Genomic DNA, 12640 nt, shown 5'->3' on the forward strand with positions numbered 1-12640 from the left:
GCATGAACCGCCGACTGGACAATGACCGCACCATCCGTGCTCCCCGCGGCAGCGACATCAGCGCCAGGAGCTGGCTGACGGAAGCGCCCTTGCGCATGCTGATGAACAATCTCGATCCGGATGTCGCGGAGCGCCCGAGCGAGCTCGTCGTCTATGGCGGCATCGGCCGCGCCGCCCGCGACTGGGACAGCTTTGACCGGATCGTTGCGGCCTTGCGCAAGCTCGAATCCGACCAGACGCTGCTGGTGCAGTCCGGCAAGCCCGTCGGCGTGTTCCGGACCCACGCCGATGCGCCGCGCGTGCTGATCGCGAACTCCAACATCGTGCCGCACTGGGCGACGCTCGACCATTTCAACGAGCTCGATCGCCAGGGCCTGATGATGTACGGCCAGATGACGGCGGGGTCATGGATCTATATCGGCAGCCAGGGCATCGTGCAGGGCACCTACGAGACCTTCGTCGAGGTCGGGCGGCGTCACTATGGCGGCAGCCTTGCCGGCAAGTGGATCCTCACCGCCGGCCTTGGCGGCATGGGTGGAGCGCAGCCGCTGGCCGCGACCATGGCCGGAGCCTCGATGCTCGCGGTCGAATGCCAGCCGAGCCGCATCGAGATGCGCCTGCGCACCGGCTATCTCGATCGCCAGGCCGCAACGCTCGACGAGGCGCTCGCGATCATGGCGGAGGCCGCGAGGACGAAGAAGGCGGTCTCGGTCGGCCTGCTCGGCAATGCCGCGGAGATTTTCCCGGAACTGGTCCGCCGCGGCGTCAAGCCCGACATCGTCACCGACCAGACCAGCGCGCATGATCCGATCAACGGATACTTGCCGAAGGGCTGGACGCTTGCCGATTGGGAAGCCAGGCGCGCGTCCGATCCGAAGGCGGTCGAGCGCGCGTCGAAGATTTCGATGGTCGACCATGTCCAGGCCATGCTGGATTTCCACGCCCAGGGCATTCCGACGCTCGACTACGGCAACAACATCCGCCAGATGGCGCAGGACATGGGTCTGAACAACGCCTTCGATTTCCCGGGCTTCGTCCCCGCCTATATCCGTCCCCTGTTCTGCCGCGGCATCGGGCCGTTCCGCTGGGCCGCGCTGTCGGGCGATCCCGAGGACATCTTCAAGACCGACGCCAAGGTGAAGGAGCTGATGCCTGACGACAAGCATCTGCACAATTGGCTCGACATGGCCAAGGAGCGCATCAAGTTCCAGGGCCTGCCGGCGCGGATCTGCTGGGTCGGTCTCGGCGATCGCCATCGCCTCGGCCTTGCCTTCAACGAGATGGTGGCGCGCGGCGAATTGAAGGCGCCTATCGTGATCGGCCGCGACCACCTCGACAGCGGCTCGGTGGCGAGCCCCAACCGCGAGACCGAGGCGATGAAGGACGGCTCGGACGCCGTCTCCGACTGGCCCCTGCTCAACGCGCTGCTCAATTGCGCCAGCGGTGCGACCTGGGTGTCGCTGCATCATGGCGGCGGCGTCGGCATCGGCTATTCCCAGCACGCCGGCATGGTGATCGTCGCCGACGGCACGCCGGAAGCGGCGAAGCGCATCGAGCGCGTGCTGTGGAACGACCCTGCGAGCGGCGTCATGCGTCACGCCGACGCGGGTTACGACATCGCGATCGACTGCGCCCGGGACAAGGGGCTCGATCTGCCGAGTCTGCCGAAGTAGTCGCGGCTCACGCCACGACCCTGGCCCCGGCTTGTTCGAGGCGCTGGCCTTCCCTGGCGAGATAGTCGCCGATCGCATCGCCCCGCATGGGCCTTGCGAAATAATAGCCCTGGATGAAGTCGCATCCCAGGCGGCGCAAGCTGTCGAGCTGGGCGCGGGTCTCGACGCCCTCGACGACGCAGGCGATCTCCATGTCGTCGCACAGGCCAGTGAGCGATTTGATGATCTTGTGGCTCACCGGATTCTCGTTGATCTCGGCGACGAAGCTGCGGTCGATCTTGATCTTGTCGAGCGGCAACCGATGCACGTGGCTCAGCGAGGAATAGCCGGTGCCGAAATCGTCCAGCGAAATGCCGCAACCCATCGCCTTCAGCGTCGCGATCGACTGCTGTGCGCGCATGAAGTCGAAAGTGACGGCGGTCTCGGTGATCTCGAAATCGATCCGGTGCGGCGGCAGTCCGCTCTTCTCGATGATGGGGATCAGCGGCAGAATGCCCTCGGCCGCGCAGATGTCGTGGGCGGAGAGGTTGAACGACAGGCGGATGTGATCGGGCCAGGTTCTGGCGGTCGCGAGCGCGCGAACCAGCAGCGCCTGCGTCAACGGCCTGATCAGGCCGATGCGCTCGGCGGCCGGAATGAAATCGGCCGGTGAAACCAGGCCGAGGCGAGAGCTGTGCCAGCGCGCGAGGACCTCGAAGCCGGCGGTGTGCTCGCTCATGGCGTCGACGATCGGCTGGAACACCAGCTCCATCTCGGTGCTGAAATTTGCCGTGCGCAGCAAATTCTCGATGACGCCGCGGCTCCGGATCTCGGCCTCGAGTTCGCTCGAGAAGATCACGGTGCGGCCGCGCAGATGACGCTTGGCGTGGTAGAGCGAGTAATCGGCGCATTCATAGAGCGCTTCCGACGTCGTCGCGGAGTCCGGGAACGATGCGAAGCCGATCGAGCAGGACAATCCGGTATGGGCGGTGTCGAGCTGGTAGGGCAGCTTGACGTGGCTGGCGATGCGTTCGCCGAGCCGCATCAGATCTGCATCATCGGGATCGCCGCACACGACGAGTCCGAACTCGTCGCCGCCGAGCCGGGCGAACTCCACGCGCTGCGGGCCGAAGCCCTCGCAGACCTCGCGGATGCGGCGGCCCGCCTCGATCAGGACGCGGTCGCCGACCGAGTGGCCGTAATTGTCGTTGATCGGCTTGAAGCCGTCGAGGTCGATGATGCCGACCGCGACGCGAACGGTCCTGCGCTCGGCATCGGTGAAGGCGCTCGACAGCTCGGCGAAGAAGCGGCGGCGGTTCGGCAGCTCCGTGAGGGAATCGAGATTGGCGAGGCGGAAGTTCTCGTCCGAGAGCGCCTGCGTCGCCGCCTGTTGTGCCAGCAGCGATTTGCGGCTGGCGACGAGATCGGCGAAGTCGCGGTAGTAAATGAACAGCACCGTCACCATCGCGCCGGAAACCAGCAGGTTGTTGACGGCGATCGCCTTCAGCGTCGGCTCGCCGGTGGCGAAGAAGAACAGTACATAGGGCACGTCGACGATCAGCGTCACGATCAGTGCTGCCGAGCGCAGATGCATCAGCGAAAAGATGCAGCCGATCACGGTGACTGCCATGTAGAAAGCGACCTGGCTCTTGGCGAACGGATCGCCGTAGGGGTAGAGCGCGAAGGACCAGGCGGTGAAACCGGCGCCGATCGGCAGGGTCAGCCAGTTGGTGGCGCGCAGATTGCGCAGGATGTCGGCGTCGCTGCGCACGAGGTGACGCTGACGCAGCCACCAGAAGGTCCGCAAGCCCGCGAGCACGGTCAGCACGCTCGGCACGATCATCGTCAGCCAGTCCGGCGCCACGTTCACATACGTATAGGCGACGGCGATCGTGTTGCTCATGAGGATGAAGTAGAGCAGCGGGATCTGCTTCGAGAAGGCATCGAATTGCGCGCGCGTCAGGTCCGGGTTGTCCGCCGGAACGCGAAACAGCTGCATTGCGGTGGCAAAGCGAGACTTCAAATCGGCAACAGGCATTGAAATACGAGCCCCGGATTCCCCTGAAAACGCGGCCGATCTTGCATGGCAGGGGTAAAGGGCGCGTTAGATCGATCCTGCACCGGAAGCCAGCGCAGGTTGCGCGCGATCGCAGATGTTTCCGGTCGCTTGCATTGGTGAGGCGGCGTTAACGATCAGGGGACGCGTCGGGAGGCGCGTCGGCTGCAAAGTCCTGCAGGGCCGCCGCTACGCTCTGCTAACCATGCGGGTCGGCGCAACGTCTTGCCGCACCTCTCAGCGCCCGATCGTCACCCCGGCGGTCGAGCGCATGGCGCCTCTCAGGCTGGTTGCGTTCATGTCGTCGAGCACCTGTCGCGTCAGCACCGTGGTCTGGCCGGGCGTGTCGAGGATGGTCTCTCCGCGCGAGGACGAGAGCCGATCGGCCTTGTAGGGCGCAGCCGGATCGGTGGCGGGAACGGCCGTGGCTGCAGGACGTGGCCGTTTGCTCGCGGCGAGCGCTGGCTGTGAGAAGGAGAAGGCGATCACGACCAGAAGCAACGGCCTTGCGCGCATGTGCGACCTCCCGTGTCGGGATTTCAGCCTAGCACATCGTGGCGGTGGTCGCAGGAGAAAGGATCAGGCCAAAGCGGCCTGGCGTTCACGCGTCGGTTCGCGAACGCGCTCGATTTTCCCGGGCTCGGCGAGCCGCGTGAAGCTGCGATGGCTCGCCTGCGCAGGGGCTTCGACGATGACGCCCTCGCAGACGATCTGCCCGCCGAGCATCTTGAATTCCAGCTTGTCGTAGCGCGGCATCGTCTCGCCGGGCGCCGGCGGCAGCAGCCCGACGCTTCCCTGGATGTTCAGCGCGGCCTCGCCGGTGCCGTGAAGCCGCGGATTCCACATCCTGATCCCGGTCTCCGCCCAGCGCTGCCGGATCAGCGCGGCGCGATCGGCGGGCTCCGCAGCTCTCGCGCGCAGTTTCGGTGCGCTGCGGATCTCCGGAGCAGGAGACTCGAGCGCCGGAGCCGGATCGATGTCGATGACGGCGCTGGCGGCATCAGGGGAACCGTGCTCTGCGACCACGGACGCAGCAATATCTGCGGCGGCCGGCTCGATGGCCACAGCATCGCCGGTCGAGCAATCGCTGTCGAAATGATTCTCGGGAACAGGCTCCGTCAGAACTTCGGCATCGGCAGACGTGATGCACGGCTCGTCTACAGTCGGCTCGACGTCCACGATGATATCAGGGGAACGATGGTCGTCCACGACGAGGGCAGGAGCGTCGACCGGAGCGGTCTCGACGTCGACGGGCGGCGGCGACGTCTCCGCCGTGACGGCGGGCTCGGCCTCGGGCGGGAGTGGATCGCTGCTGATGGCGACTTCGGCGGCATCGACCACGACCTGCTCCGAGTCGATGGACTCGACCGTCGCCGAGACCTCCACAGCCGGATGGTTGCTGACGGCGGGTTCGGCAGCATCTTCTGCCGCGGTGACAATCTCGGCGGCGGGGACCGAAACCTTCGGCGCGACGACGGGCTCGATGTCCGGCGGCGTCTCCGGTGAGGAATCTTCGCAGGCGCTGGCATCGATTGGCGCGGCCGGCGGGCTCTCCGCGATGATGGAGATCGCAGTATCATCCTGGGAAGAAGCGACGACCGCGATCTCGGCTTCGTCGCGCGCCGGAAGCGTGCTGATTTCGCTGGTGTCAGTCGAAGCAGCTTCCGCGATGGCTCCGGCTGCGATGCCTTCGGCCGCAACGGCTTCGGCGATGACGGGCGAGACGTCTGCGGCGACCGGTGTGGCGTCAATGCTCCCGTCATGCGGCACGGGCCGAAGCCGAGTGAATGCCCATTTCACCGCCGGGATACGGCGCAGCAACGATATCAGTCTCGAAAGCACTAGGAGTTGTCCAAGAGGTACTCGGCGTGAGGCAATCGCTGATTCGCCAGCAATGTGAAAAACTGCCCCGGCCGTCACACCCCTGTCAATCTAGGTGAGATCAATTGCAGAACATCCACTCGTTTTCGACATCGACGTTTGCGTATGTCATCGACGACGACAAGCTTTGGCTGGCCTGGCAGGTCGAATGGATGAAGGAGCCGGAGCCGCGGGGCGTGCGTAGCGTGATGAGATATTGCCCCGGCCGGTGATCGACGCCTGTCGGCCCGTGGGAGGGGGACGAAGACCCCCTCTCGGGATTTTCGATCGTCCGGCTATTTGCCCGAGCCGGAGCCGCCGCCGGCCTGGCTGCCCATGTTGTTGGTGTTGGTGCCGCCGGCCGATGGTTGCTGCGCACCCTTGCTGTCGCTGGTTTCGTTCTGCAGGTTCGACGAACGTCCGGTGGTCATGCCCTTGGTGGCGGGACCTCGCGATCAAGGCCCGACGTCGCCTTGACTGGCGGCGCCGGGAGCGGGTTGTGTCTGCGCGGAGGCGCTACCGGTCGCCAGCGCCATGATGCATGCCGATGCCAAGATGACCTTCTTCATCTCGTTCTCCTCCTGGGTTCATCGTCAAACAACTTGCGCGCGGAAAGGACGTTCCTGGCCGACCGCCTCGCAGCGTAGTGCTGAAGTATTGTACCGAAGGTGGGGTTCCCTGCGTCGTTGTCTCGGGATAGTTTGGAAGCATCTGGTGCGAGGGACGAGGTATGAAACGAATAGTCGCTATCGGAGCGGTTCTGCTCTGGTCCACCGTCGCATTCGCACAGGATCGCACCATCACCGTGGCCTCGACGACCTCGACTGAGCAGTCGGGGCTGTTCAGCCATTTGCTGCCGCTGTTTACCAAGGCCGAGGGCATCGGCGTGAAGGTCGTCGCCGTCGGCACCGGCCAGGCGCTGGATATCGGACGACGCGGCGATGCCGACGTGGTCTTCGTCCATGACAAGGCTGCCGAAGACAAGTTCATGGCGGAAGGGCAGGGCGTGAAGCGCTTCGACGTCATGTACAACGACTTCGTCATTATCGGCCCGAAGAGCGATCCCGCGAAGATCGCCGGCGGCAAGGATGTCGCGGATGCGCTGCGCAAGATCGCGGCGGCAAAGGCGCCGTTCATCTCGCGCGGCGACAAGTCCGGCACGCACGCGGCAGAGCTGAGGCTATGGAAAGAGGCGGGCGTCGACCTCAGTGCCGCCAAGGACCATTGGTACCGGGAGATCGGTCAGGGCATGGGTCCGGCGCTGAACATGGCCTCGTCGTCGAACGCCTATCTTCTGTCGGATCGCGGCACCTGGTTGTCGTTCAAGAATCGCGGCGAGCTCGCCATCCTGACCGAGGGCGACAAGCGGCTGTTCAATCAGTACGGCGTCATGCTGGTGAATCCTGCCAAGCATCCGAACGTGAAGGTGAAAGACGGGCAGGCTTTCATCGACTGGCTGGTTTCGTCGAAGGGGCAGGAAGCGATCGCCGGGTACAAGGTCGGTGGCGAGCAGCTATTTTTCCCCAACGCGTCCCACTAGCACGAAGGCGACGGTCGAAACCGCCACGCTGAGTGCGAGCAGGACCAGACCGAGTCCGAGCGCCAGCGGCAGGTCGCCTTTGCTGGTTTCCAGTGCGATCGCTGTCGTCATCGTGCGGGTGAAGCCGCGGATGTTGCCGCCGACGATGATGATGGCGCCGACTTCCGCAATGGCGCGCCCGAACGCCGCGAGAAAGGCCGTCAGCAACGAGGTCCGGCCGAGCGCGAACAGCAGCGCCATGCTGCGCAGGGCCGACAGTCCGTCGATCCGTGCCAGATCGCCATATTCCGCCCACAGCAGGCTCGCCGGCCGATGCACCAGCGCCACCACGATCGGCGTGGCCAGCAGCGTCTGCGCGATCACCATGGCGGCCGGCGTGAACAGCAAGCCCGCCGCCCCGAGCGGCCCAGACCGCGACAGCAGGAGATAGAGGGCGAGCCCGACCACGACCGGCGGCAGGCCGAGCAGCGCATTGGTCAGAATGATGATGACCTGACGCCCCCGGAACCGGGTGATCGCGAGCAGGGCCCCGAACGGTGCGCCGACCAGGAGCGCGACGATGCTGGCGGTCAGGCTGACCCGAACCGACAATGCAACGATGCCCAGCAGCTCGGCGTCGGCTTCGCCGATCAGCGCGAACGCGGCACCGATGGATCGTGCGAAATCGTTCATCCGGCCCGACGCCGTTGCGGCGGCTCCATGCCGGTGATCCTGACCACGTCCATCGCGAAATCCCCTCGTCCCCGGCAGCCTGCCCCTGACAGCTTCGGCCCGCCTCGGCGGCAGGCCGGCTCCTCCATGCGCATCCTCGGATGGCAACCGCGCCGGTTCTGGCCGCTGCGGTCGCCACAATCAAGGGGGCGCAATCCAGAGTCCTCATGGAGAGCTTTTGTCCATACGAATGGGATGCCCGATGCCCGGCCTTCATTGGGCGCTCCAGGGGCCGGAAGGCACAAGATCCGGCAATTTCGGGCAGGGAGAGCCCAAATCCTGGCGCGGCGCGGCCGTGGACGGCTTTATTCCGCCCGTGGATGCACTAAGGAAGGGACAGGATCAGGTCGCACACGCGGGGTGGCGGTGCTAGACCCTGATGCAGGAGCAATGGGGCCGGGCCGCGACTGGCTCGCCCGCAAGGATGAAGGATGTGACGCAATGATCCAAACCGTTGGCATCATCGGGGCAGGGACCATGGGGAATGGCATCGCGCAGGTCTGCGCTGCAGCCGGACTCTCGGTCGTGATGGTCGATATCTCCGATGCGGCGGTGAACCGCGGCCTTTCGACCGTCGGCGGCAGCCTCGAGCGCCTGGTCAAGAAGGAGAAGATGACGGCGGCCGACCGCGAGGCGACGCTCAAGCGCATCACCGGCACGACCGATCGGGCGAAGCTGTCGGATTGCGATCTGGTCATCGAAGCAGCGACCGAGAACGAGGAGCTCAAGGTCAAGATCCTGAAGGATCTCTGCGCCACGCTGTCGCCGCGCACGCTGGTCGCGACCAACACATCGTCGATCTCGATCACCAAGCTCGCTGCGGCGACCGATCGTCCCGATCGGTTCATCGGCATGCATTTCTTCAACCCGGTGCCCGTGATGGCGCTGCTCGAGCTCATCCGTGGGCTGCAGACCTCGGACGACACTCATGCCAAGGCACTCGATTTCGCCAAGCGCGTCGGCAAGGTGGCGATCACGGCGAAGAACAGCCCGGGCTTCGCCGTCAACCGCATCCTCTGCCCGATGATCAACGAGGCGATCTTCGCGCTCCAGGAGGGCATTGCGACCGCGGAAGAGATCGACGCCGGCATGAAGCTCGGCTGCAATCATCCGATCGGGCCGCTGGCTCTGGCCGATCTCGTCGGGCTCGACACCATGCTTTCGGTGATGGAGGTCTTCTACAAAGGCTTCAACGATCCCAAATACCGGCCAGCGCCGCTGCTGAAAGAGATGGTCGATGCCGGTCATCTCGGCCGCAAGACCGGGCAGGGCTTCTACACCTATAGCGCCTGATGAAGGCATCGGCGGCGGGCACTCGGAGCCCGCCACCAGATCCCGCAATTTGCGCTGCGACAAAGACGCCGCGCGCAATTGACCCGACAATGGCGAACGGGCGGCGTGCGGGAACATAGAACGGATAACAAGGGACATGTCGGATCGACTGAAGGCCGAGCGGGAAGCTGCGGCCGCGCGGCGGAACCTGTTGACCCAGGATGCGATCGAGCGCACCGGGATTACCGAGGAGATGATCGGGGAGCTCGTCACCCGCTTCTACGGACGCGTGCGCGAGGACGCGCTGCTTGGTCCGGTTTTTGCGATCGTCCGGAACTGGGACGAGCACCTCGCCAGGCTCAGGGATTTCTGGTCCTCGGTGGTGCTGATGAGCGGCCGCTATCATGGCTCGCCGATGCGGGCGCATCTGCCGCTGAGCCTGGTTGGCCATCATTTCGACCGCTGGCTCGATTTGTTCGAGCAGACCGCGCGCGAGGTCTGCCCGCCGGCGGCGGCGGCGCTCTTCATCGACAAGGCGCGTCGCATCGCCGACAGTTTCGAGATGGCATCGGCAACTGTTGCGGGTCGTATCGCATCGCCGCGTCACGTGCTCAGGCCGTGAATACAAAATACTTGCCCGAGAAACGCGCAGCTCGCATCGCGCGATGGCGCGCTGCACCAATTCCAACCTCATCGGTCTGATCTGCAAAATCATCATGCTGTTCGCGCAATGCGATGTAGAATTCGCGAAAACGCGCTTGAACGCGTTCAGTATGATTCAATCATCGCGAGCAAAGCCATATTGATGCACTGCGGCGCCAATTCTTCGCCTTGTTTTCGGCAGAGTTCCAGCGCCTGCTAGCGGGCATGTCGAGTGCACCGTTCAACGCCAATTCCTCACCATCCGAGAACATTGCGGAAGCTGAAGCCGACGCGGGCACCGAGCAGACACGGCGGACGCTGCTGCTTGGCGCGCTTGCGACCACCGCGTGCCTCGGCTGTTCGCCGCCGGCGCGCGCGGGCGAGGATCCGCCCGGCTCGGACGAACGGCCGCAGAAAGGCGATCTGCTCGTCTTCTCCGAAGGTGACCAGGAAGGAAAGCTCATTACCGCGGCCGATCTGCATGTCGGCGGACCGCCGGTCCATGCCTGGCCGAAAGATCCCCAGACATCGGTGGTGCGCAGCGCTTCGCGGCTGAACGAGATCCTGGTCATCAGGCTGGATCCAGCCGAGCTCGACGAGAAGACCCGCGCGCGCGCCGTGGATGGTATCATCGCCTATTCGGCGATCTGCGCTCATGCCGGCTGTCCCGTCACCGCCTGGGTCAAGAGCGATGTCGGCGACAAGGAGGTGTTCAAGTGCATGTGCCACAACTCCGAATACGACCCTCGCGCGGGCGCGCAGGTCGTGTTCGGACCGGCGCCGCGACGGCTCGCGGCGTTGCCGCTGGCGCTGGCTGACGGATCGCTCAGCGTCGCCGGCAATTTCATCGGAAAGGTAGGTGGCGCGCAACCAGGATGATGGGCGTTGCGGGTTGGGCCCGCGCACGAGAGGCCGCCTCCGCCGATGGGCGGACGACGGGACGAACGACAAGAATTCACAACAAGAATTCAAACGGATGAAAAAGGGGAACGTCCATGAAATCTTCCATGACCAGGAAGCAATGGTTACTGTCCGGCTTCGTCGCCTTCACCTGCCTCGCCTCGACCGCCGCCGTGTCGGGTCCGATCGAGAATTATTCTCCGGTCACCGCGCAGCGGCTGGAAAATCCGGAGCCGAGCAATTGGATGCTCTACCGGCGCACCTATGACGGGCAGGGCTATAGCCCGCTCGACCAGATCAACACCTCGAACGTGAAGAATCTCACGCCAGTCTGGACGTTTGCAACCGGCATGGTCGAAGGCCATGAAGCACCGCCGATCGTCAACAACGGCGTGATGTTCGTAGCGACCCCGATGGGACAGGTGATCGCGCTGAACGCCAAGACCGGCGACGAATACTGGCGCTACAAGCGGCAGCTTCCCGACGATCTGTTTCAGCTGCATCCGACCAGCCGCGGCGTCGGCCTCTGGGAGGACAAGCTCTATCTCGCCACCACGGATGACCACGTCGTCGCTCTCGATGCCAAGACCGGCAAGGTGGTGTGGGACACCAAGGTGCAGGACTACAGGAAGGGCCAGTACATGACCCTGATGCCGCTGATCGTCGACGGCAAGGTCATCGTCGGCGGCTCCGGCGGCGAGTTCGGCGTGCGCGGTTACGTCGCTGCCTATGACGCCAAGGACGGCAAGGAGCTGTGGCGGACCTTCACCATTCCGGGCGAAGGCGAGCCGGGTCACGACACCTGGCAGGGTGACGACTGGAAGAACGGCGGCGGTTCGGCCTGGATGACCGGCAACTACGACAAGGAGACCAAGACGATCTATTGGGGCGTCGGGAACGCCGCACCGTGGCCCGGCGAGACCCATCCCGGCGACAATCTCTACACGTCCTCGGTGCTCGCACTCGATCCCAGCACCGGCAAGATCAAGACCTATCACCAATATCACCAGAACGATTCCTGGGATTGGGACGAGGTCGAGGCGCCGATGCTGATCGATCTGCAACGCGACGGCCGCAACATCAAGAGCCTGGTCCATCCGGGACGCGACGCGATCTTCTGGGTGCTCGAGCGCACGCCGACCAAGATCAACTATGTCGCCGGCTGGCCGTTCGTCTCCACCGACGTCTGGAAGGGCATCGAACCCGAGAGCGGCAAGCCAATCGTGGATCCCGCGCACAAGCCGGTCATCGGCAAGCGCGTCGAGTTCTGTCCGTCGCTGTGGGGCGGCAAGGATTGGCCGTCGGCGGCCTACAGCCAGAAGACCGGCCTCGTCTACGTGCCCGCCAACGAAAATTTCTGCGGCGGTTTCACCGGCGAGAAGGTCGCGCTCAAGCCCGGCGAGCTCTGGCTCGGCACCAAGCCGGAGGACATCGGCCTGAAGACGAAGCCGGGCGCGGATCACTTCGGCGAACTCCAGGCCTGGGATCCCGCGACCGGCAAGAAGGTGTGGCAGCACAACTTCCCGAAGTCGCAGCTGTTCGGCTCGGTGACGGCAACTGCGGGCGATCTCGTCTTCGTCGGCGGCACCAATGATCGCAACTTCCGCGCCTTCAACGCCAAGACCGGTGAACTCCTGTGGGAGCAGAAGACCAACTCGGGCATCGTAGGCATGCCGGTGTCCTACGAGATCGACGGCACTCAGTACATCGCGATCCAGTCGGGATGGGGCGTGGACGCACAGCGCATCCAGGATGCGCTGGTGACCAACAATATCGGTATCGAAGCCAACGTGCCGCAGGGCGGTGTCGTCTGGGTGTTCGCGCTGAAGAAATAGCTCCGCTGGCGGATCGAAAGAGGCTGAGCAGCCGGGGGGTGGCGAATGCGGCGGACGGGTACGTCCGCCGCATTTTTTGCTGCGGAGCGGGATCGCCGGCGTGCCACGTACTCGTCGTCATGCCCGGGCTTGTCCGGGGCATCCACGTTCTTCTTGCTGCGTCACAAGCCGT

The 12640-nt window shown here is 64.6% G+C and carries 11 protein-coding genes; 6 read left to right on the plus strand and 5 right to left on the minus strand.

Features of this window, described 5'->3' with window-relative positions; all coding sequences use genetic code 11:
• Positions 1 to 2: 2 nt before the first annotated feature.
• The gene (gene hutU / locus XH87_RS03140; RefSeq protein WP_271586132.1) at positions 3 to 1673 is read left to right on the plus strand and encodes a urocanate hydratase; all 1671 of its coding nucleotides are present in this window, start codon (positions 3 to 5) and stop codon (positions 1671 to 1673) included.
• Positions 1674 to 1680: 7 nt separating this feature from the next.
• Here the strand turns inward: hutU and XH87_RS03145 are convergent, their stop codons facing one another.
• From XH87_RS03145 to XH87_RS03160, 4 genes are all read right to left on the minus strand, one after another.
• Positions 1681 to 3690 (minus strand): putative bifunctional diguanylate cyclase/phosphodiesterase, encoded by a 2010-nt coding sequence (locus tag XH87_RS03145; RefSeq protein WP_271586133.1) that lies wholly within the window; start codon positions 3688 to 3690, stop codon positions 1681 to 1683.
• A gap of 255 nt (positions 3691 to 3945) precedes the next feature.
• Positions 3946 to 4224, minus strand: coding sequence for a Plug domain-containing protein (locus XH87_RS03150; RefSeq protein WP_271586134.1), 279 nt, complete (start codon positions 4222 to 4224; stop codon positions 3946 to 3948).
• 63 nt (positions 4225 to 4287) lie between these two features.
• On the minus strand, positions 4288 to 5529 hold the full coding sequence (locus XH87_RS03155) for a hypothetical protein (RefSeq protein ID WP_271586135.1): 1242 nt from the start codon (positions 5527 to 5529) through the stop codon (positions 4288 to 4290).
• Positions 5530 to 5864: 335 nt separating this feature from the next.
• Positions 5865 to 5999, minus strand: a complete 135-nt coding sequence (locus XH87_RS03160) for a hypothetical protein (protein ID WP_271586136.1) — start codon at positions 5997 to 5999, stop codon at positions 5865 to 5867.
• A gap of 299 nt (positions 6000 to 6298) precedes the next feature.
• Between XH87_RS03160 and XH87_RS03165 the strand changes: the two genes are divergently transcribed.
• Positions 6299 to 7108, plus strand: a complete 810-nt coding sequence (locus XH87_RS03165) for a substrate-binding domain-containing protein (protein ID WP_271586137.1) — start codon at positions 6299 to 6301, stop codon at positions 7106 to 7108.
• Here XH87_RS03165 and XH87_RS03170 read toward each other — a convergent pair.
• A complete protein-coding gene (locus XH87_RS03170; RefSeq protein WP_158669347.1) occupies positions 7082 to 7780 on the minus strand; it encodes an ABC transporter permease in 699 nt (232 codons plus the stop codon). The genes XH87_RS03165 and XH87_RS03170 overlap by 27 nt on opposite strands.
• A 480-nt stretch (positions 7781 to 8260) precedes the next feature.
• On the opposite strand from XH87_RS03170, the gene XH87_RS03175 reads away from it, so the two are divergent.
• From XH87_RS03175 to XH87_RS03190, 4 genes are all read left to right on the plus strand, one after another.
• Complete coding sequence (locus tag XH87_RS03175; protein WP_035705282.1) at positions 8261 to 9112, plus strand: 3-hydroxybutyryl-CoA dehydrogenase; 852 nt, start codon at positions 8261 to 8263, stop codon at positions 9110 to 9112.
• 136 nt (positions 9113 to 9248) lie between these two features.
• Positions 9249 to 9713 carry a group III truncated hemoglobin gene (locus tag XH87_RS03180; protein WP_271586138.1) on the plus strand — a complete coding sequence of 155 codons (465 nt, stop codon included), beginning with the start codon at positions 9249 to 9251 and terminating at the stop codon, positions 9711 to 9713.
• A gap of 245 nt (positions 9714 to 9958) precedes the next feature.
• Positions 9959 to 10612, plus strand: a complete 654-nt coding sequence (locus XH87_RS03185) for a QcrA and Rieske domain-containing protein (protein ID WP_271586139.1) — start codon at positions 9959 to 9961, stop codon at positions 10610 to 10612.
• A 128-nt stretch (positions 10613 to 10740) separates the two neighbouring features.
• Positions 10741 to 12468: a methanol/ethanol family PQQ-dependent dehydrogenase gene (locus tag XH87_RS03190; protein ID WP_271586579.1), complete on the plus strand. Its 1728-nt coding sequence runs from the start codon at positions 10741 to 10743 to the stop codon at positions 12466 to 12468.
• Positions 12469 to 12640 lie beyond the last annotated feature (172 nt).

The organism is Bradyrhizobium sp. CCBAU 53415, from assembly GCF_028128735.1.
In the GTDB taxonomy this organism is placed as follows: domain Bacteria; phylum Pseudomonadota; class Alphaproteobacteria; order Rhizobiales; family Xanthobacteraceae; genus Bradyrhizobium.